Raw genomic sequence first — 21486 nt, 5'->3', positions numbered from 1 at the left:
AGATAAAAAAAAGCCCTTTCGTTTGAAAGGGCTTTTTAAAGTATTTTGTATGAAAATTATTTTTTTGGATTTCCTCTAGGAGTCTTTTTGTTTGACTTAGGACCTACTTTAGACATTGCACATCTAAATCCGATGTAGTCTGTAGCCATATCTTGAGGGAAGAATCTTCTAGAAGCAGGGTCTAACCAATAAGCTCTATCTCTCCATGAACCTCCTTTGTAAACTCTAACATTGTCATCAATTAATGTAGTTCTTTTGTTAGATTTATCAAATTTCTTGTCCATTTTACCTAAACTATCTGCTGTAATAGAGTGTTTAGGAGCTTCGTACATTCTGAATTTTTCTTCGCTTCCGCCTTCACTTCCTTCTTCTGAATCATTAAATTTATAGTAACGAGTAGATTGTCTATCACCATCTCTATAATTTCTGTTGTCAGAAGTTGAGAATTGAGTTCTTAAATAAGTCTCGTTTTCATCAACTGGTACTTGAGCAATTTGACCAGGGAAATTTCTAGCCATAATTCTACCATTACTTAAAGTATCGTAAGTAATATTGTCAGAAGTCACTAATTCAACAACTCCATCTTCACCAATTTTGTTTTTTGTATAAACGTTACCTCTGAAGTAGTTGAAGTCATTTGCTTCGTCATCAACCATTGGTCTGTAAACGTCTTGTACCCATTCAGCTACGTTACCTGCCATATCGTATAATCCGAAATCATTTGGCGCATAACTTTTTACTTTATTAGTAATATCAGCTCCATCATCAGACCATCCAGCAATTCCTCCGTAGTCTCCTTTTCCTTGTTTAAAGTTGGCTAATTGGTCACCTCTGTATTGTCTTTTAGACGAACGAGTATATTGACCACTCCAAGGGTATTTCTTTTGTCCTTTGTAAATATTGTACTCTCTATTTCCTACTAAAGCAGTAGCAGCATATTCCCACTCAGCTTCTGTTGGTAATCTGTATTCAGGTAAAATTAAACCTGAACTTCTTTGAGCATAAACATTTTTAGCCGTGTCAGCTGCAGGTCTTCTTCCTCCACCCATTTCTTTTTTCAAAACAACTTCTTCATTACCACCAAATGTTTTAGATGGAGTATTGATATAAGTTTCAGTACTAAATGAGTTTTCAGCAGTTACATCAGAACCTAATTTGATTTTGTTGTCTTTTTTAAGATAACCTTCACGCTCTAAAATATTTTCATTTACACGATCAGTTCTCCATTTGCTAAATTCAACTGCTTGAATCCAGTTAACTCCAACTACAGGGTAGTCAGCGTATGCAGGGTGTCTTAAGTAGTTATTAGTCATCGTTTCGTTGTATCCTAAACGATTTCTCCATACTAAAGTATCTGGAATTGCTCCGTTGTAGATGTGTTTGTAATTTTCTTCTGTTGGAGGAAATACAGTTTTTACCCAAAATAAGTATTCAGAATACATTTTGTTTGTAACTTCTGTTTCATCCATGAAAAATGATTGTACGTGTTGTTGATTTGGAGAGTTATTCCAATCATGCATAACATCGTCTTGTACTTTACCCATTGTAAAAGTACCACCCTCTACCGAAATCATTCCTGGAGGTGTTTCTTGTTGTTTAAACTTGTCGTTAAACTGAAATCCACCTTTTTTGTCATTGATTTTCCATCCCGTAGCAGTAGAACCACCTTTGGTGCTTCCTTTTTTGCTACAACCCGTAAAACCTAATGCCAGTGCTAATACCACTAACACTTTTAAAGCCATAATTTTCTTAATTTTCATACTTTAGTAGGTAATAAATTTAGTGTCGCAAGATAATAATTATGAATTAAAATGCAACATGTTTTTAAAAATTTGTAAAAAAAAATTAATGTTATGTTAAAATCCTTTCTCTTACAACGTTTTATACTAAGTTTTATTGTAAAAAATTAGAATAAAATAAATAATTTTTTTCTCTTTGTAATATATATGTGTTATTCACGTTTTATAGCTAATGAAAAAGACTCTATTATTTTTGTTTTTATTTTATTTTGCGTTTGCTACTGCTCAGCAATCGGAAAAAGTTACGATTAATTGGAAATCGAATTCAGATTATAATATAGGTGAAACTACTATTAAAGTTCCGCAGTTTGATTTAGAGTTTTATAATTTGGATATTCCTTTGAAGAAAATTCAGTTTAGAAAGATTGTTTCTGTTTCAGCTGCCACTAATTCTTCTAGCCTTGTTATTTCAAATGTGTTATATCAAAATCTATCAGAATCTGAACTTTACGATTTAAATAAGGCTCAAATTCCAAATAAAATTCAAGCTTCTTTAGAAGTGGTTCGTGCTCGCGATGATTATAAAGGATTGTTGATTGTAAGTCCTATCATAAAAGAAGGTGGTGTTTATAAAAAAGTCCTGTCTTTCAATTATTCTTATCAAAATAATTTGTCAAACAGAAATCAAAGTTCAAATACGGTTCAATCGATTTCTAATTCCGTTTTGGCTACAGGTAGCTGGTATCGTTTTTATGTTGAGAAATCTGGGATTTATAAAATTTCAAAATCGTTTCTTCAAAGTTTAGGTTTTAATGTAAATGTAGATCCAAGAAATATCAAGATTTATGGAAATGGAGGAAGAATGTTGCCTTTGAATAATTCCTTGTCTTATTCGGATGATTTAGTGGAAAATGCCATTCAGTTTTCGGGTGAAGATGACGGTGTTTTTGATAATAATGACTATATTTTATTTTATGCTGAAGGAATAGATACATGGAATACAGAAAGTTTGACAAGTGTAAATTTGTTTGCAGATAAATCGTATTATTATGTTACTTCTTCAGGTGGCGCAGGAAAAAGAATTCAATTAGCCACAGAGCCATCAGGCACACCAACTTTTACTTTTTCTAAATTTGATGATGTTTTGTATTATGAGAAAGACCTAGTAAACGTTGGTAAAGTAGGGAGAAGATGGTTTGGAGAACAATTTAATATTACAAATGAACAAACTTTTGATTTTACAATTCCCAATCTTGATAACATTACTCCTGTTTCTATTTATGTAAATACGGCATCAAAATCTTTTGGAAATTCTTCATTTGCTTGTAAGGTGAATAATCAAGATTTTGGAACCATAAACTTTCCTGCATTAGTTGCTTTTAGTGGTGTTGAAGGTTATGAGTCGGCAATTAATAATACTATTTCTTTGACTTCAAATACTATTAGTCTTAAATTAACTTATAATAATGGTGGCGTTCCTAGTTCGAATGGCTATTTAGATTTTATCAAAATTTCTTCAAAGCGAAATTTGGTTGGTTATGGTAAGCAGTTTTCCTTTTTTAATAATGACGAATTAAGTAATGTTGGAATTGGGCAATATACAATTACATCTGCTGCCAATATTCCACAGGTTTGGGATGTGACGGATTTATCAAATGTGATCAAATACGAAAATACTTCTGGAGCTACTTTTGCCTTCAAGGTAAATCTTGGTAATCAGAAAAAGTATGTAGCGCTTGATTTGTCAGATACTTATACTCCTTTAAAAGAAGGAAATAGTGTGGTTCAAAACCAAAACTTAAAAGGAACAATTTTTAATAATAATCAAGGCAATTTTCAAGATATCGATTATTTAATCATAACTCCTCAATTCTTAATTACTCAAGCAGAACGTTTGGCTAATTTTCATAGAAATAATTCTGGATTAAGTGTTCGTGTTGTTACATTAGAAAAAATCTATCAAGAATTTTCATCCGGTAAACAAGATATAGCGGCTATTCGTAATTTAATTAAGTATGTATATTGGAATGCTTCTGCTCCTGATAAAAGAGTGAAGTATGTTAATTTATTTGGAGATGCTTCTTATGACTACAAAAGCAGGCTTTTTAGTAACACTAATATAGTTCCTGTTTTTCATGGTTTTAATCCTTTTTCTTCTGATATTAATAACATTTCTAATATGTCCTTGTATTCGTCTTTCATGTCAGATGACTTTTTTGGTTTAATGGATGCTGGAGAAGGGCAAATGATTGGTGGTTTTGATGGTATTGATATTGCTGTTGGTCGTATGTTAGTTTCTAATTTGAATCAGGCAAAAGAAATGGTGGATAAAGTTGTTGAGTATCATGATGAGAAATCCTATGGTAGATGGCGAAATAATTATGTTATTTATTCTGATGATGCTGATAATGATACCGATGCTACACTTCAATTTGGATTAGACAACTTAGCGAATACACTAACAGCTCAAAAGCCTTTTGTAAATGTAAAAAAAATACACACCGATGCATACATTCAGCAAGTGGCAGCTGGTGGTGAACGTTATCCAGAAGCTAAAAGTGACTTCTTAGATGCTTTAGAGCAAGGAGCGTTAGTTTTTAATTATTTTGGTCACGGAAACGAGGAAGCGTTAGCTCGTGAACGGCTATTTGAAAAATTAGATGCCCAAAATTTAACCAATCGATACCGATATCCGCTTTTTATCACAATAACTTGTGAATTTACACGTTTTGATGATCCAAACCGTTTTACAGGTGGCGAATATATGTATTGGAATAAAAGTGGTGGAGCCATCGCTTTAGTTGCAACAACACGTCAAATAGGAGTTACTACTGGGTTTGTTATGAATAACTATTTGAGTGAATATTTATATGCTTTTGGGTCTACGAATTATCCAACAATTTCTGAGGCACTTCGATTGACCAAGTTGTCCACAACATCAGATAACAGAAGAGTTGTTTCTTTTATAGGAGATCCGGCGGTTAAATTGGCAATTCCAAGACCGAAAGTGGTTTTAACAAAAGTAAATGATGTTCCAGTGAATCAACCACTACCTGTTTTGCAAGCACTGAGTTTGGTTAAAATTTCAGGAGAAGTTTGGGATGAAAATAATGCTGTGATTTCAAATTATAATGGTGATTTAGCGGTTCAGATTTTTGATAAAGATATTAACAGAAGCACCTTAGGTAATAATGGTGTTACCGATGCAAACGGACTTATAATAATGAATTTTGTAACTTTAGGGGAAACTGTTTTTAGAGGTAATGCATCTGTAATAAATGGTCAGTTTGAGTTTAGTTTTGTTGTGCCTCAAGACATTAGAGTTCCGGTTGGAAATGGTAAAATTAGTTTTTATGCAAAACGCAATGTGCCAAATCTTGATAATCAATCAGGTTATGATAAAACAATCCAAATAGGAGGGGTTAACGTAAATGCTCCTAGTGATAGCAATCCGCCAACGGTTCGTTTGCATATGAATGATGAAGGTTTTGTTTCGGGTGGAATTACAAATTGTTCTCCAATATTGTTGGCCTTTTTGGAGGATGAAAATGGGATTAACACAGCAAGTGGAATTGGTCATGATATTGTGGCTATTTTAGATGGAGATGAATCAAATCCATATGTATTGAATGAATATTATGAAACTGAAAATGATGATTATACTTCGGGAAGATTACGATTTCCGTTCCGAAATTTAACGCCTGGCATGCATACCATTTTGTTCAAAGCTTGGGATGTGTATAATAATTTGGTAACGGCTGAAATTCAATTTAATGCAGTTTGCTCTGATGACGGTTTGCGTATTGAAAAAGTGTTGAATTACCCAAATCCATTCGTGAGTTACACCGAATTTTGGTTCAATCATAATATGCCATTTGAGCCTTTAGATGTTCAAGTTCAAATTTTAACAGTTTCGGGGAAATTGGTTAAAACGATTAATCAACAAGTAACTACAGACGGATTCTTGTGTAGAGAAGTTACTTGGGATGGGAGAGATGATTTTGGAGATAAAATCGGTAAGGGTGTTTATGTTTACAAACTCACAGTTAGATCAGCTACGACAGGTAAATCTGCAGAAAAATATGAGAAACTTGTTATCCTATAATAAAATACTATATTTGTCAAATTAATATTAATGAAAAAAATGAAAAAAATTGCTTTATTATTAACCCTTATGGTGGTTAGTCAATATGCAAAAGCACAAGAAGATAATCGTGTAATTACTACAGGTGTTCCATTTTTACTTATAGCTGCTGACGCTCGCTCAGCAGGTATGGCAGATATGGGTGTTGCAACGTCAACTGATGCTTTTTCACAACAATATAATCCAGCAAAATATGCTTTTTCTCTAGAAAAACAAGGTTTTTCTGTAAGTTATACTCCATATTTAACTAGTATCGCAAATGATATTTCTTTAGGTCAATTGACTTATTTTAATAAGATTAATGATAGAAGTGCTTTTGCAGGTTCTTTTCGTTTTTTTGGATTAGGAGATATTGAATTAAGAGAAACTGGTGATCCAAATGAAATTCCAAGAACAGTAAATCCGAATGAGTTGGCTCTAGATGGTTCTTACTCACTAAAATTAAGTGAACGATTTTCAATGGCAGTTGGAGGTAGATTTATTCGCTCAAATTTAAAAATTGCTGGTGCTGGTACCGATGCAACTGCTGCTTCAACTTTTGCTGTTGATATAGCGGGTTATTATCAGTCTGAAGAAATTGCTTATGATGACTTTAATGGTCGTTGGAGAGCAGGTTTCAATTTTCAAAACATGGGACCAAAAATTAGTTATGATAATGATGATTTAAATGATAATTTCCTGCCAGCTAATATGCGACTTGGTGGAGGTTTTGATTTTATTTTTGATGAATATAATAAAGTGAGTGTTAGTGCTGAGGTTACGAAGCTATTGGTCCCAACTCCACAGAAAGTTATAGATTTTGATGAAGATGGAGATATTGATAGTTCTGATTATGCTGAAGCAAATAATAGATACAGAAAAACAAGTTGGGTAAGTGGTATCTTTAAATCATTTAATGATGCGCCTGATGGGTTATCTGAAGAGTTAAAAGAATTTACATGGGCTTTAGGAGCTGAATATTGGTACCAAGACTCATTTGCATTACGAATGGGTTATTTTAATGAAAATGAATTAAAAGGAGCAAGAAAGTATTTTACCTTAGGAGCTGGATTTAAATACAATATTGTTAAAATCGATGTGTCGTATTTGTTTTCTACTTCAACAGTTAAAAATCCATTGGAAAACACATTGCGTTTCTCGCTTACATTTAATTTCGGTGATAAATACGATGAACTGTAATTTTTAAAATAAATTAATAAACAATCCAAATTCTTATTTTAGAATTTGGATTTTTTTTCCTAACATATGAAGCAAATTTCAATAAACACTACCATTTCGGTACTGTCAAAAGACGAATTATCGCAAGAAGAAACAAGTTTAATGTCTCAAGCATTTGAAGCAAGAAGTAAAGCCTATGCGCCTTATTCTAAATTTACTGTAGGAGCAGCCATTCTTTTAGATAACGGAATCGTAGTTCAAGGTTCGAATCAAGAAAATGCAGCTTATCCTTCAGGTTTGTGTGCTGAGCGCGTTGCTATTTATTATGCAGGTGCAACTTATCCGAATGCAAAAATTGTGAAAATGTTTATCACAGCATCTCCTCAAGATAGAGATTTAGAAGAGCCAATTCCACCATGCGGAAGCTGCAGACAAGCTATTGCTGAGTACGAGTTCAAACAAGATACACCAATCGCTATTTTCTTTATGGGAGCAAAAGGAGATATTTATAAATCAGATTCGCTGAAAAATATCTTACCATTAGTTTTCGATAAAAATCATCTATAACGATTTCGTAACTTTTTTTATCGATTTTGTTATAAAAAATACAAAAATCGTAGAATTTAATTTTTTCAATCAGGTTCTATGTAGTATTTTTGCTGTTCGTAAAATTGGGATTGATAAATAATGTCTTTACCAATTCAATTGTATTAAAAAAACAAACAAAAATGAAACCAATTACAAGAGAAGTTTACCTAAAATGGTATGAAGATATGCTATTTTGGAGAAAGTTTGAAGATAAACTTGCCGCTGTTTATATCCAACAAAAAGTTAGAGGATTTTTGCACCTTTATAATGGTCAAGAAGCAGTTTTAGCTGGAGCTTTACATGCAATGGACTTGTCTAAAGATAAAATGATTACCGCTTACCGTAACCACGTTCAGCCAATTGGAATGGGTGTAGATCCAAGAAAAGTTATGGCGGAGTTGTACGGAAAAGTAACAGGTACTTCAAAAGGTATGGGTGGATCGATGCATATCTTCTCTAAAGAACATGGTTTTTATGGAGGACATGGTATCGTTGGAGCACAAATTCCAGTAGGAGCAGGTATTGCTTTTGCAGACAAATATTTTGAAACTGGCGGAGTAACTTTAACTTATTTTGGTGATGGTGCTGCACGTCAAGGTTCATTACATGAAGCGTTCAATATGGCAATGAACTGGAAATTACCAGTGGTTTTCATCGTTGAAAATAACGGTTATGCCATGGGAACTTCAGTAGAAAGAACTGCAAATCATACAGATATTTGGAAACTTGGTTTAGGATACGAAATGCCTTGTGGACCAGTTGACGGAATGAATCCAGTAAAAGTAGCTGAAGCAATGCATGAAGCAATGGAAAGAGCTCGTCGTGGAGATGGACCAACTTTCTTAGAAATGAAAACGTATCGTTACAGAGGACACTCAATGTCTGATGCACAATTGTATAGAACTAAAGAAGAAGTGGAAGAATACAAAAAAATCGATCCAATTATTCAAGTTTTAGATGTAATCAAAGAAAACAACTACGCTACAGAAGCTGAAATTGAGGCAATCGATCAAAGAGTAGCTGATTTAGTGGCTGAATGTGAGAAATTCGCTGAAGAATCACCATTCCCAGAAGCACAACAGCTATATGACGTAGTATACGAACAAGAAAATTATCCTTTCATTCCACATAAATTATAAGAACTATGGCACAAATTATAACAATGCCCCGTTTGAGTGATACGATGACCGAAGGAGTTGTAGCAACTTGGTTAAAAAAAGTGGGTGATACAATCAAAACAGGTGATATTCTTGCCGAAATTGAAACGGATAAAGCTACAATGGAATTCGAATCTTTCTATGACGGTGTTTTATTACACATCGGAATTCAAGAAGGACAATCTGCTCCAGTAGATTCTTTATTAGCTATCATTGGAACAGCTGGTGAAGATATTGCTGCTTTATTAAATGGTGGAACTGCTACTGAAACTAAAGAAGAAAAAGTAGTTGAAGAAGCAAAACCAACTTCTGCTGCAGTTGAAATTCCAGCTGGAGTAAAAGTAGTAACAATGCCTCGTTTGTCTGATACTATGACAACAGGAACAGTTGCAACTTGGTTAAAGAAAGTTGGAGATACTGTAAAAGAAGGCGACATTTTAGCAGAAATCGAAACAGATAAAGCTACGATGGAATTTGAATCTTTCAATGCAGGAACTTTATTATATATCGGAGTTCAAGAAGGTGATTCTGCTCCAGTTGATACCATCTTAGCAATTTTAGGACCAGCAGGAACTGATGTTTCAGGAATTGCTGCTAACTACAAAGTAGGTGCAGTTGTTGAAGCTCCAAAAGCAGAAGAAGTAAAAGCTGTTGCTCAAGAAGTTGTAGTAACAGAACAAACTACTTCAGGAAGAGTTTTCGCTTCTCCATTAGCTAAAAAAATTGCTCAAGATAAAGGAATCAACTTGTCTCAAGTAAAAGGTTCAGGTGAAAATGGAAGAATTGTAAAATCGGATGTAGAGAATTTCTCTCCATCTGCAGTTGCAACCCCAGCACAAGCGGTTGCAGAAGCTACAAATGCCGTTACAGCAGTTAAACCATTTGTTCCAGCAGGAGAAGTATTCCAAGAAGAAATCAAAAATTCGCAAATGCGTAAAACCATTGCGAGACGATTATCAGAATCTAAATTTACAGCACCGCATTACTATTTAACCATTGAGTTAGATATGGACAATGCAATTGCTTCAAGAAATATGATTAACGGATTACCAGATACGAAAGTTTCTTTCAACGACATGGTAATCAAAGCAAGTGCGATGGCATTGAAAAAACATCCACAAGTAAATTCACAATGGAGAGATGATGCAATGGTAATCAATCACCACGTGAATATTGGTGTTGCTGTTGCTGTTGAAGACGGTTTAATGGTTCCAGTATTGAAATTTACAGACCAAATGAGTTTAACTCAAATTGGTGCAAATGTGAAAGATTTAGCTGGAAAAGCAAAATCGAAAAAAATTCAACCAGCTGAAATGGAAGGAAGTACGTTTACAATTTCTAACTTAGGAATGTTCGGAATTCAATCATTTACATCGATTATCAATCAACCAAATTCAGCTATTTTATCTGTTGGTGCTATTATTGAAAAACCAGTAGTCAAAAATGGTCAAATAGTAGTTGGAAATACAATGACAGTTACTTTAGCTTGCGATCACAGAACAGTGGACGGGGCAACAGGAGCTCAATTCTTACAAACGTTCAAAGCGTTTATGGAAAATCCAGTAACAATGTTAGCTTAATAAGTGTTAAATTTATCATACTAAATCCCGATTTACTCGGGATTTTTTTATTTTTACTTAAAACTATAAACTATGAAAAAAATCATATTCCTAATTTCTTTCGTTGGATTGTCAATGCATGCACAAACCAATGTTACTTCCAAAAACATTTCTAATGTCAATTACCAAGTTTCAGAAGAAAACGTTATTAAGACTTTATCTTATTTGACTTCTGATGAATTAGAAGGAAGAGATTCGGGAAGTGAAGGAATTGAAAAGGCTGCGGTTTATTTAGAAAATCTATTAAAAGAAAACGGAATCAAACCGTATTTTAAAACTTATCGTGATACGTTATCAAATTTTGACAAACCTGCTTTCAATATTGTAGGTTATATTGAAGGAACGGATAAAAAATTAAAAAATGAATTTGTTGTAATCGGAGCGCATTATGATCATATTGGCATGTTGCAAAATGGAGTAAATGGCGATGTAATTGTAAATGGTGCAAACGACAACGCAACAGGAACCACAGCGGTTACTGAAGTAGCTAAATATTTCGCTAAATTCAAAAATAATAAGCGAAGTGTACTTTTTGTATTCTTCTCTGCAGAAGAAAAAGGACTTTTAGGTTCAAAACATTTGGCTGCGAAATTAAAAAGCCAAAAAATGGATTTGTATTTCATGTTCAATTTTGAAATGATAGGAGTGCCAATGAAAGACAAAGGAATGGATTTCTATCTTACAGGTTTCGGAAAATCTAACATGGCGACGACAATGAACGAATATGCAAGAGAAAAGTTAGTGGGTTATTTACCAATTGAAACCAAATATATGTTGTTCAGAGCTTCGGACAATTATCCGTTTTTCACTGAATTTAATGTTCCAGCACAAACGGTTTCGACTTTTGATTTTGAAAATTTTCAATTCTATCACCAACCTGATGATGAGTTTGAATTAATGGATACAAAACACATGACCACTGTAATTTCAAAAACAATTCCAGTTTTAGAAAAAATGATTAATGCGCCTAAAAAAGAAATTAAATTGAATTAAATTCCGTTCATTCGATTCAAAATTTCTAATAAACTGGCTTTCTTTCTTTTGGAAACAGGTAACGAACTTTTGTCGCTCATTACCACATAACCGCCATCTTTAAAAATAAAACTGGTAAGATGGTTGAGGTTGATTATATGTGAATGATGAATGCGCTCAAAACCATTATTGCAAAGTAAATCTTCAAATTCTTTCAACGGTTTTGAAATGAGTAGTTTCTTTCCATCGATGAAGTGAATGTGAGTGTAATTTCCTTCTGAAGTACATTTTAAAATGGATTTAATTTCATGAATAAAAATACCTTGAGAAGTTTGTAATGCTATGCGCTTATTTTGATTTTGAAGCGATTGATTTTTAATAAAATTCTCAATTTGAACCTGAACTTCGGAGGAGTTTATGGTTTTTGCTTTGGCTACAGCTGCTTTTAATTCATCGCCATTTATAGGTTTTAATAGATAATCTAAAGCACTAAATTTAATTGCATTAATCGCATATTGACTATAAGCAGTAGTGAAAATTACATGAAATTCGCCTTTCTGAAACGCTTCTAAAATTTCAAAACCCAATCCGTCTGTTAATTGAATATCCAAGAAAACTAGTTCAGGTTTATTCTCTTTTATTAATTGAATAGCCTCGTCAACACTGCCTGAAGTTCCAATAACTTTTAGTTCGGGACAATAGCGATTTATATCTGCTATTAGAGCAGAAATTGCTTGTATTTCGTCTTCAATTATTATTGTTTTCATTACCAAATGGTTTTATATGGGATTTGAATTATTACCTTAGTTCCTGATGAGTTTCCTAAACTATCTGTTATTTCATTAATTTCAAAAATTACTTCAGTCGCTTCCTCGTTTTCAATTAAGGCTAGACGTTCTTTAGTTATGGAAATCGCTTTCGATTCGTGTTGACGTTGTTTTTGTTTTTCTAATGATGCTTTAATGCCAATTCCGTTATCAATAACTTGACATAAAAGCGAATTTTTATTTTTGGTAAACGAAATGGTAAGTTGTCCGTGTTCTTTTTTCGGAGCTAAACCATGAATTATCGCATTTTCAACAATAGGTTGTAGTAATAAAGTTGGAATTGCCGTGTCTTCCAAGTTTATTTCTGGGTCAATTGAAATGTGATAATCAAAAACGTTTTTATATCTAATTTGAGTCAATTCAATATACAATTTTAGCATTTTTACTTCGGTTCCTAATGGAATTGTTTGTTCGGTGTTTTCTAATAACATTCGGAGCAACATCGAAAATTTCGAAATATAATCTCCCGCTTTTTCATCATTTCCTTCCGAATAATAACCTTTAATCGTATTCAAAGCATTAAAAATAAAATGCGGATTCATTTGCATTCGCAACGCTTTTTGTTCTAATTCAATCATTTGTTTTTCTAGATTGGCTTTGTCGCGTTCCATTTCAATTTGGTGGCGTTCTGTTTCAAATTTTTGATTTAAATTTCGAATCCTTTTTTTCCAAATAATAAAAAATGCCAATCCAAACATGCCAAATAGAATAGCTAAAAACCAATACGTTTTCCAAAAAGGTTTCTTGATAGTGAATGCTATCTTTTCAACTTTACTTTTTACTCCAGAAGCATTGGTGGCATAAATTTGAAATTCGTAATCACCGGGTTCTAACCCTTGATAATTAATTTGACGTGTTTTTGTGGTATTCCATTTTTCGTTTTGTTTGCCTAATTTAAAAAAATAGGTAATGTTTTTTTGTGAGTTAAATGAAAGTCCAGTGTAGTTTATGCTAATATCGTTTTCTGAATATCGAAATGATAGCTCGGGTTTCATGGCTATGTTTTTGCCATTTACTAAGAATTCTTCAATTTTTAGATTTGGAAGAACCGTACTCGCTTGCAATGAATTAATGTCTAGATATAACAAACCATCGTCGGAAGCAATGAGTAATTCGGAATCAATAATTTCGGTATCGTTAACTTTTAGATTTTCTACACCAATGTATTTATTTAAGTTTTCAAAAATGAATTTTTTATCAGAAAAAGTAATTTGATTCACACCTAAATTAGTGCTAATTAGTAACGAATTTGGACGAAACCCTGTTTTAATCGAATATAGAATATTACTATTTAATCCATCTTTTTTTGTAAAATGTTGGATGAGTTTATCGTTTTGAAAAACAAATAAGCCATTAGAATTAGTGGCAACAAAAAGTAAATTCGTTCCTTTGTCAAAATATAATTTTGAAATTATGGTTTGGGTTTTCGGATAGTTTTTGGATAAATAAATTGGTGTGTTGTTTTCAATCTTATAAATACCATTATTTGTTCCTGCCCAAATGGTTTTATCATTTCTAATTAGCGTATTAGTTCTTTCTTTTAAAATTACTCTTTTATCAAAAGAGTAAAGATTAAAATTTGAAAGTTTATCGACTTCATTTTTTGGAACCTTTAAAAGGTAATTGGCGCCAATCCATAAATCACCAAATTCGTCCTCAATTATAGTTTTAGCTCCAATAAATGGGATGTTTTTATTTTTTTTACCTTGAATTAAAATGGCGTGTTTCCCAATGACATATTGATTTTCGTTAGAAAAGTAAATTTGAAAAATATAGTTTTTAGATTGAATACTTGATTTGGCATCAAAACCTTTAATTACTTTTGACTTTTCAACTTTATAGAATAAATCATTAGCCGTTCCACACCATAAGTTTCCAAATTTATCTTTAGTTAAACAAGTTGAAATCAGTGGTTCTTTAGTGTTGGTTTTTAAGATTTTAGCAGTTGTGTTTGGAATGTAGTAAATGCCGTTATCAAGTGTTGTTATCCAAATTCTATTCTCAAAATCTTTTTGAACACTTGAAATAGCGTTTTCTTTAAAGAAAATTTCAAAATTTGGTTTTATGTTGTTTAAATCGTTTACATAAATACCATTTCGAGTACCTATCCAAATTTTATTTTCAGCATCTATAAATAAACTAATTATGCCTGTTTCAGGTACAGGAACGTCAAATAATTTGGTACAAACATTATTCTTGATTGTGTAAATCGTATTCAGGTGTGAAAAATAGAGCGTATTGTCCTTAAGAATAGAGCGTACGATTACAAATCCGTTTAAGTTTTTTTGAGGTAATTTTTTAATTAATTTAAACTTGTTGTTATGAATTCCGGTAGGATTAATGAAGTAGTCTTTATTATTTTGGATGTAATGTAATATGATTTGTTTTCCATCTATAAAGGTATTAGAGTTTTTTTTCAAATTCAAAATGCGAACATTACCATTTGAATAAATTATAATGATTTCCTCTTTTGTGTTTTCGGTAATGCGCGAAATGTAACCGTTCTTTTTGTTAGTCTTTAAAAGAGCATAGTTGGATTCATTATATATTTTATTATCAAATAAGAATGAAATTTTTCCATTGTAAGAAAGAAACCAAATTCGATCTTTTGAATCCTGAAAGCAACTAAAATTTTCATTATCAGCTAATCCATCCTCCGTACTTAATAATGAAAAAGAATAACCATCATATTTTAAGATTCCTAAATCACTAGAAAACCACTGGTAACCATTTTTATCTTGTAGTGAATGATAAATATTTAATGAAGGCAATCCATCTTTTCTTGCAAAAGAAACATGATATGGTTCTTGAGAAAGAGCAATTTGAGTGATTAAAATCAGAAAAATGTAGACTTGTTTTAGATGCATTTTTGTTCCTTATGATAACAAATGTAAAATATTTAATTTATTTGAAATTGAAATCTCATTACAATTACAACTTCTTGCTGACCACTTTTCCTTTTTTATAATTCATTTAATAAATAATGTCGACCACTTTTCATTTATAAAAATCCCACTTTACTATAATTTGTTGTTTTGTTTCATAATAATTCAAAATCAAACAATTATGAAAAGAATTTTACTTTACTCGTTTGGCTTTTTTTTAATTCAAAATTTAAATGCTCAAACACAGATTGGATCAAATATTACAGGTAGTTCTGATAATGTTTTAGGGTTTACTGTATCATTAAGTTCAAATGGTTCGCGTGTTGCTGCTGGAGCACCTTATAATACAGGTACAACTGTTAATGGTTATGCGCATGTACATGAAAAAGTAAGTAATGTTTGGACTTTAAAAGGTACAGCTATTAGTGGAGAAGCAAGTGGAGATAATTTTGGAAAAGTAGCTTTGTCTGGAAACGGAAATAGATTGGCTGTTGGGGGTAATACTAATGATGGTAATGGTGCAGATTCTGGACACGTAAGGGTGTATAATTTTAATGGGACAAACTGGGCTCAAATGGGTACAGATATAAATGGGGAAGCTGCTGGAGACAATTCAGGTGTACGAGTGTCACTTTCAGAAGATGGTTCGGTTGTTGCGATTGGCGCACATTTAAATGATGGTGCAGGCGCAGATGCAGGTCATGTAAGAGTATATTCTTGGAATGGAACTACGTGGACTCAAAGAGGAGCTGATATAAATGGAGCTGCTGCAGGTGATGAGTTTGGAGCTGCGTTATCCTTATCTCCTGATGGAACAAAATTGGCAGTGGGTGCAAAAAAATATGATGGTTTTGCACAAAATACGGGACATGTGAAAGTATATAGTTGGAACGGTACAAGTTGGGTGCTAATGGGATCTGAAATTCAAATAACATCAGGTGCGCTTGCCAATGATAACTTTGGATCTTCAGTGGCGATTTCAAATACAGGAACTAGAGTTGTTGTTGGAGCATCTTTAGCAGATAATGGAGCTACTACAAACTGTGGTCAGGTTCGTGTTTATAATTATAATGGTTCGGCATGGTCGCAATTAGGAAGTACTATTTTTGGTAGCCAAGTAGATATGTATCTTGGTAATGCGGTTGCGATTAACGGAGCGGGTGATGCTATTTTTATTGGTGCGCCAGGTTATGACACATCAGCAACAAATACAAATAGAGGTTGGGCAAGATATTATAAATGGAATGGAACAGCATGGAATACTGTTGGAACAGCAATTACAGGAAATGGTCAAAATGGAGAGCAATTAGGTTATGCTGTTGCTTTGTCAAACGACGGAAATACAGCTGCTGTAGGTATTCCAACAAATCCAGCATATGGATATGTTCAATTATATGATTATACAGCAGCACTTTCAACTAATGATTTTCAATTAAATAATAAATTCTCGGTTTATCCTAATCCAATGACTAATCAGTTCCAATTAAAAACTGATATTTCAATTGAAAAGGTAGAAATATTAAATCTTCAAGGACAAGTTATCAAAACATTTGAAAGTCAAGAATATTATAATATTAATGATTTATCTGCTGGGATTTATTTAGTGATGATTCATTCAGAAGAAGGAAAAGGAATCAAAAAAGTAATTAAAAATTAGTAATATGAAAAAGTTTTTAAAATCGATTTTATTGGTTGCTGTAACATTAACTATTAGTTCGTGTAGTAATGACGATGATAATCAAGCTTCAAATAATATGAGTTTTACTCAAGTGGTAACTACGGGTGCGTTGCCATTAGGATTGAGAGGACATCAAATGATTGAATTTAATAATAAATTATGGATTATTGGAGGTACAAATGATTCTAATGTCATTACAAATACAGTTTTAAATAGTGTTGATGGAATTGTTTGGAATTCAGTAACCACAACTGGCGATGCAATTCCAGCTAGATCTTATCATAAATGTATTGTTTTTAATAGTAAACTTTGGATTATTGCAGGTTACGATGGCTCTGGGCGAAGTGATGTATTTTCATCTACTGATGGTGTAAACTGGGTTGAAGAAACTACAAACGTTGCTTTTGGTAATCGTTATGCGTTTGATGTTGTGGTTTACAATAGTAAATTGTGGTTAATTGGAGGTGTAAGCGGAAATAACACGAATTTTCACAACGATGTTTGGTCGAGTACAGATGGTATTTCATGGACAGAAGAAGAAGATTTAACTTCTTTTGAAAAACGCGGTCATCATAAAGCATTTGTTTACAACAATAGAATGTGGATTTGCGGAGGTAACGGTGACGGAAATACTTACGGAGATATTCAATCTTCTACTGATGGAATAAACTGGACACAAGAAGTAATTACGGGTTTTAATCCAGTTTACGGGCATCAATTAGTTGTGAAAAATAATGAATTTTATATTCTAGGTGGTCGCGATGCCAATTTCTATTACAATACTATTATGAAATCAACAGATGGTAAAAATTGGTCAGAAGTTGAGGTTTCAAATCCTTTTACAGCTAGTTGTTATCATCAAGCAACTTTATTTGATGGTGATATCTTTGTGTATGGGGGTTCAGATGGAAGTTCTTTAAATGTTTCTAGTATGTGGAAATCCAACTAAAACGATTTGTCATGAAACAACTTTTTTCATCCATAGATAAATACAGATTAGAGTTATTGCTTTTGTTGTTATATATTCTAATAGGTTTGGTTATTATTGCTATTGTATAATTTAGTTTGTTAATCTAAATCCCGAAATTTCTTCGGGATTTTTTTTATTCCTATTTTTACAAAAAAATAAAGTTGTGAGTAAAAACATCATCATCACAGGAACGTCTCGCGGAATTGGTTACGAGTTAGCATTGCAATTTGCAAATTCCGGACATCAAGTTTTAGCAATTTCTCGAAAAACACCAAAAGAGTTAATCGAAAATCCAAATATTACGTGTTTGTCTATTGATATTTCAAATCCAGAAGAATTGCTTCAAGTGGAAAATTTTATTAATAGAACTTGGAAAAAAGTTGATGTTTTAATTCATAATGCAGGAAGTTTGTTGCATAAACCATTCACACAAATTACTTCAGAAGAATTCCAAAACATATATAAAGTCAATGTTTTTGCTGTTGCTGAATTGACAAAAATCTGTATTCCATTCATGGAAAAAGGAAGTCATGTGGTAACTATAAGTTCAATGGGTGGAATTCAAGGAAGTATGAAATTCGCAGGTTTAGCTGCTTATTCATCAAGCAAAGGAGCGGTAATTACCTTGTCAGAATTATTAGCGGAAGAATACAAAGAACAAGGAATTGCTTTCAATGTTTTAGCACTTGGGGCAGTAAATACCGAAATGTTACAAGAAGCTTTTCCAGGTTACGAAGCGCCACTTTCAGCAAAAGAAATGGCAGATTATATCTTTAATTTCGCCTTAACCGGAAACAAATATTACAACGGAAAAGTATTGCAAGTTTCATCTTCAACGCCTTAAATATGAAAAGCATTATTTCATTTTTATTTTTCATTTTTTGGATAAATTTTTCATTTTCTCAATTGAAAGATACTCTTTATGGTAATGTAAAATCGGTTAGAGAGGAATTAACCTTCTTAGACAAAGACAGACAAAATTATAGACTCTTTAGTGTTGATGGAGATTATGGTCATTCAGGATTTTCAAGTAATGTTTATACTAAATCGAGATTTTACAATAATTGGTACCATTCTTCTTTCGTACATTATCTGAATTACTATAAAGAATTTAATGAAAAAGGGAAAGCAACTATTGAATATTGGTTTTATAAAAATGGTGATACAGTAAGATCATATAATTACAAATACAACGAAAAAGACAAACTAATTCAAGTTAAAGAAATTTTTGATTCGGATTATTTTAAAGTAACAAATTATAGTTATAATAGATATGATGGTAATTTAATTTCTGAATTGGTATATTATTCAGACACTCCGGAGGTGTATAGATATGATTACTATGTTTATGACAAAGAGAGTAAAAATTTAATTGAAGCGAATAATTTTAATTATGAAGGGCATGTTGGAGGCTTAAAATTTGTCTATGATGAATTTGGAAGGAAAAAGAAGAAAATTAGCCAAGATTACTGGGTTTATGAATCTCATAATGATGGGTCTAGTTCGGTTTTTTTAGGAAATGTAAAAAGAGATAAAATAAAAGAAGAATATTTTTATGATGAAAAAGGTAATCTTCAAGAAACATGGCTTTATAAAAATAAACCTAAAGATGAAAATCAAGTTGAGTTAGGTAGTAAAACAAAATATTACTATTCAAATAAAGGATTGCTTGAGTATTCAATTGTAACCACTGCACACGATACTCTCACTAGTTTAATTGAATATAGATATGATAATAGAGGTAGAAAAACAGAAGAGATTTATATAAATAGAAAATTTATAAAGGATAAATCTGATATTTTATTTGATAAGAAAGACATAAAAATAAATAGTATAAAATTCCCCAAAAATAATCTCATTATTCAGAGAAAATTGAGTTATAAATATGATAAAAATAATCTTATCGAGTTAAAAGAAACAGATACTTTTGGAGATATTGTCACAATAACTTGTAAATTTGAATATGTTTTTGATGAAAAAAATAATTGGATTGAACAAGTAAAATATATTAATGGTGAAAAGTTATATGTTTGGAAGAGAAAAATTGTGTATTGGTAAATAATAATGAGCGACGTATTAAAAAAATACTTACCTGAACACGCAGTTCATCCTTGTTTTGAATTAATCAAAGCGAATCATGTGCATCTAAAAATCGTGAACGAACGCCAAACACGTCATGGTGATTATCGAAAAGATGCGCAAGGTTATCATTTGATTACCGTAAATTCAAGTTTGAATAAATACCGATTCTTAATTACACTAATTCACGAAATTGCTCATTTGGTAGCTTTTGAAAAATATGGCAGAAACATAAAACCGCATGGCGACGAATGGAAACTTACTTTTCAACGCATGATGGTGCCGTTTATTCGACCTGAAATATTTCCAAATCAATTGTTGCCGTTGCTTGCGAAACATTTTAGAAATCCAAAAGCGAGTAGTGATACTGATACAAAATTAGCCATTGCATTAAAACAATTTGACCAAAAAGAAACCGATAAAAATTATATCTTTGAAATTCCTATGGGAAGTCATTTTAGAATTCACAATGGAAAAATTTTTAAGAAAATTGCATTACGAGTAAAGCGATACGAATGTTTAGAAATAAGTTCTGGACGTTTGTATTTGTTTCAACCTAATGCTGAAGTCGAATTGTTGCCAAATAAGTTCTAGCAACAAAAAATATACAAAATGAACAAAAATTATTACGCAATTATAATGGCTGGAGGAGTTGGATCTCGTTTTTGGCCAGTCAGTACTACCGAGTTCCCTAAACAATTTCATGATATGTTAGGAACAGGTGAAACTTTAATTCAAAAAACCTTTACTCGTTTGTCTCAAATTATTCCTAAAGAGAATATATTGATACTAACAAACGAGGTTTACAATGATATCGTTTTGGAACAATTGCCTATGATTCAACAAGAACAAATTGTTTTAGAACCTGCAATGAGAAATACAGCACCTTGTATTTTATATGCTTCTTTAAAAATTAAAAAACAAAATCCAGATGCTGTCATGGTGGTGGCGCCCTCTGATCATTGGATTGAGGATGAGTTGCAGTTTTGTTCTAATCTTCAGTATGCTTTTGATTTTTGTGAGCGTGATGAAAACTTAATGACATTAGGTATTTTACCCACATTTGCCAACACAGGTTATGGCTACATTGAATTCGATAAATTGGATTCTAGACCTATTAAAAAAGTAAAACAATTCAGAGAAAAACCAGATTATGCAACTGCAAGAAAGTTTATACAAAGCCGAAATTTCCTTTGGAATGCAGGAATTTTTGTGTGGAGTGCGAAAACGGTTTTAAAAGCGTATGAAGAGTTTCAACCTGTGATGTATGATCATTTCATGAACGGTTATGAAGCTTTAAATACACCAAAAGAAGAAGCTTTTATAAGAGATAATTATCCGCTAGCGCAAAACATTTCAGTAGATTATGCTATCTTAGAGAAAGCGCAAAATGTTTATGTGTTACCCGCTACTTTCGATTGGAATGATTTGGGAACTTGGGGTTCGTTATACGATAAATTACCAAAAGACGAACAAGAAAATGCCGTAGTGAATGCTTCTGTTTATCTAGAAAATGCAACGAATAACATCATCAGAACAGAAGGTAAAAAACTAGTCGTAATTGATGGATTAACCGATTACATCATTGTAGATAAAGATGATGTTTTGTTGATTTATCCAAAGAATAAAGAGCAAGATATCAAGCAAATAGTATCTAAAATTCAGTAATA

The 21486-nt window shown here is 32.3% G+C and carries 15 protein-coding genes; 12 read left to right on the top strand and 3 right to left on the bottom strand.

The genetic code is table 11. From position 1 onward, the window contains the following. Positions 1-56: 56 nt before the first annotated feature. Positions 57-1760 carry a gliding motility lipoprotein GldJ gene (gene gldJ, locus IM755_RS07495; RefSeq protein WP_026725698.1) on the bottom strand — a complete coding sequence of 568 codons (1704 nt, stop codon included), beginning with the start codon at positions 1758-1760 and terminating at the stop codon, positions 57-59. A gap of 211 nt (positions 1761-1971) precedes the next feature. Between gldJ and porU the strand changes: the two genes are divergently transcribed. The 6 genes from porU (at position 1972) to IM755_RS07465 (ending at position 11398) form a co-directional block, all read left to right on the top strand. Further along, positions 1972-5844 (top strand): type IX secretion system sortase PorU, encoded by a 3873-nt coding sequence (porU, locus tag IM755_RS07490; RefSeq protein WP_194095333.1) that lies wholly within the window; start codon positions 1972-1974, stop codon positions 5842-5844. 39 nt (positions 5845-5883) lie between these two features. After that, on the top strand, positions 5884-7062 hold the full coding sequence (gene porV, locus IM755_RS07485; RefSeq protein WP_194095331.1) for a type IX secretion system outer membrane channel protein PorV: 1179 nt from the start codon (positions 5884-5886) through the stop codon (positions 7060-7062). 66 nt (positions 7063-7128) lie between these two features. Further along, positions 7129-7608: a cytidine deaminase gene (locus IM755_RS07480; protein ID WP_194095329.1), complete on the top strand. Its 480-nt coding sequence runs from the start codon at positions 7129-7131 to the stop codon at positions 7606-7608. Between the two features lie 161 nt (positions 7609-7769). Further along, a complete protein-coding gene (gene pdhA, locus IM755_RS07475) occupies positions 7770-8768 on the top strand; it encodes a pyruvate dehydrogenase (acetyl-transferring) E1 component subunit alpha (RefSeq protein WP_194095327.1) in 999 nt (332 codons plus the stop codon). Positions 8769-8773: 5 nt separating this feature from the next. Beyond that, positions 8774-10366 carry a 2-oxo acid dehydrogenase subunit E2 gene (locus tag IM755_RS07470; protein WP_194095326.1) on the top strand — a complete coding sequence of 531 codons (1593 nt, stop codon included), beginning with the start codon at positions 8774-8776 and terminating at the stop codon, positions 10364-10366. A gap of 72 nt (positions 10367-10438) precedes the next feature. Next, on the top strand, positions 10439-11398 hold the full coding sequence (locus tag IM755_RS07465) for a M20/M25/M40 family metallo-hydrolase (protein WP_194095324.1): 960 nt from the start codon (positions 10439-10441) through the stop codon (positions 11396-11398). Here IM755_RS07465 and IM755_RS07460 read toward each other — a convergent pair. Together IM755_RS07460 and IM755_RS07455 are read right to left on the bottom strand one after the other, a co-directional pair. After that, complete coding sequence (locus IM755_RS07460; RefSeq protein ID WP_194095321.1) at positions 11395-12144, bottom strand: LytR/AlgR family response regulator transcription factor; 750 nt, start codon at positions 12142-12144, stop codon at positions 11395-11397. The two genes, IM755_RS07465 and IM755_RS07460, sit on opposite strands and share 4 nt — an antisense overlap. Beyond that, complete coding sequence (locus tag IM755_RS07455; RefSeq protein ID WP_194095319.1) at positions 12144-15071, bottom strand: sensor histidine kinase; 2928 nt, start codon at positions 15069-15071, stop codon at positions 12144-12146. The genes IM755_RS07460 and IM755_RS07455 overlap by 1 nt, the downstream gene beginning before the upstream one ends. 199 nt (positions 15072-15270) lie before the next feature. On the opposite strand from IM755_RS07455, the gene IM755_RS07450 reads away from it, so the two are divergent. The 6 genes from IM755_RS07450 (at position 15271) to IM755_RS07425 (ending at position 21484) form a co-directional block, all read left to right on the top strand. After that, positions 15271-16746, top strand: a complete 1476-nt coding sequence (locus tag IM755_RS07450; RefSeq protein WP_194095317.1) for a T9SS type A sorting domain-containing protein — start codon at positions 15271-15273, stop codon at positions 16744-16746. 4 nt (positions 16747-16750) lie between these two features. After that, on the top strand, positions 16751-17716 hold the full coding sequence (locus tag IM755_RS07445; protein ID WP_194095315.1) for a Kelch repeat-containing protein: 966 nt from the start codon (positions 16751-16753) through the stop codon (positions 17714-17716). A gap of 184 nt (positions 17717-17900) precedes the next feature. Then, positions 17901-18581, top strand: coding sequence for an SDR family NAD(P)-dependent oxidoreductase (locus IM755_RS07440; protein WP_194095313.1), 681 nt, complete (start codon positions 17901-17903; stop codon positions 18579-18581). 2 nt (positions 18582-18583) lie between these two features. Beyond that, a complete protein-coding gene (locus IM755_RS07435; RefSeq protein WP_194095311.1) occupies positions 18584-19795 on the top strand; it encodes a hypothetical protein in 1212 nt (403 codons plus the stop codon). Positions 19796-19801: 6 nt separating this feature from the next. Continuing rightward, positions 19802-20410: a SprT-like domain-containing protein gene (locus IM755_RS07430; protein ID WP_194095309.1), complete on the top strand. Its 609-nt coding sequence runs from the start codon at positions 19802-19804 to the stop codon at positions 20408-20410. 18 nt (positions 20411-20428) lie between these two features. Beyond that, entirely contained in the window at positions 20429-21484 is a 1056-nt protein-coding gene (locus tag IM755_RS07425; protein ID WP_194095307.1) for a mannose-1-phosphate guanylyltransferase, read from the top strand. Positions 21485-21486 lie beyond the last annotated feature (2 nt).

Origin of the sequence: Flavobacterium proteolyticum (genome assembly GCF_015223105.1) — a bacterium.
Taxonomy (GTDB): Bacteria; Bacteroidota; Bacteroidia; order Flavobacteriales; family Flavobacteriaceae; genus Flavobacterium; species Flavobacterium proteolyticum.
The sequence above is the reverse complement of the archived record's forward strand: the minus strand, read 5'-3'. Positions and strand labels throughout refer to the sequence as shown.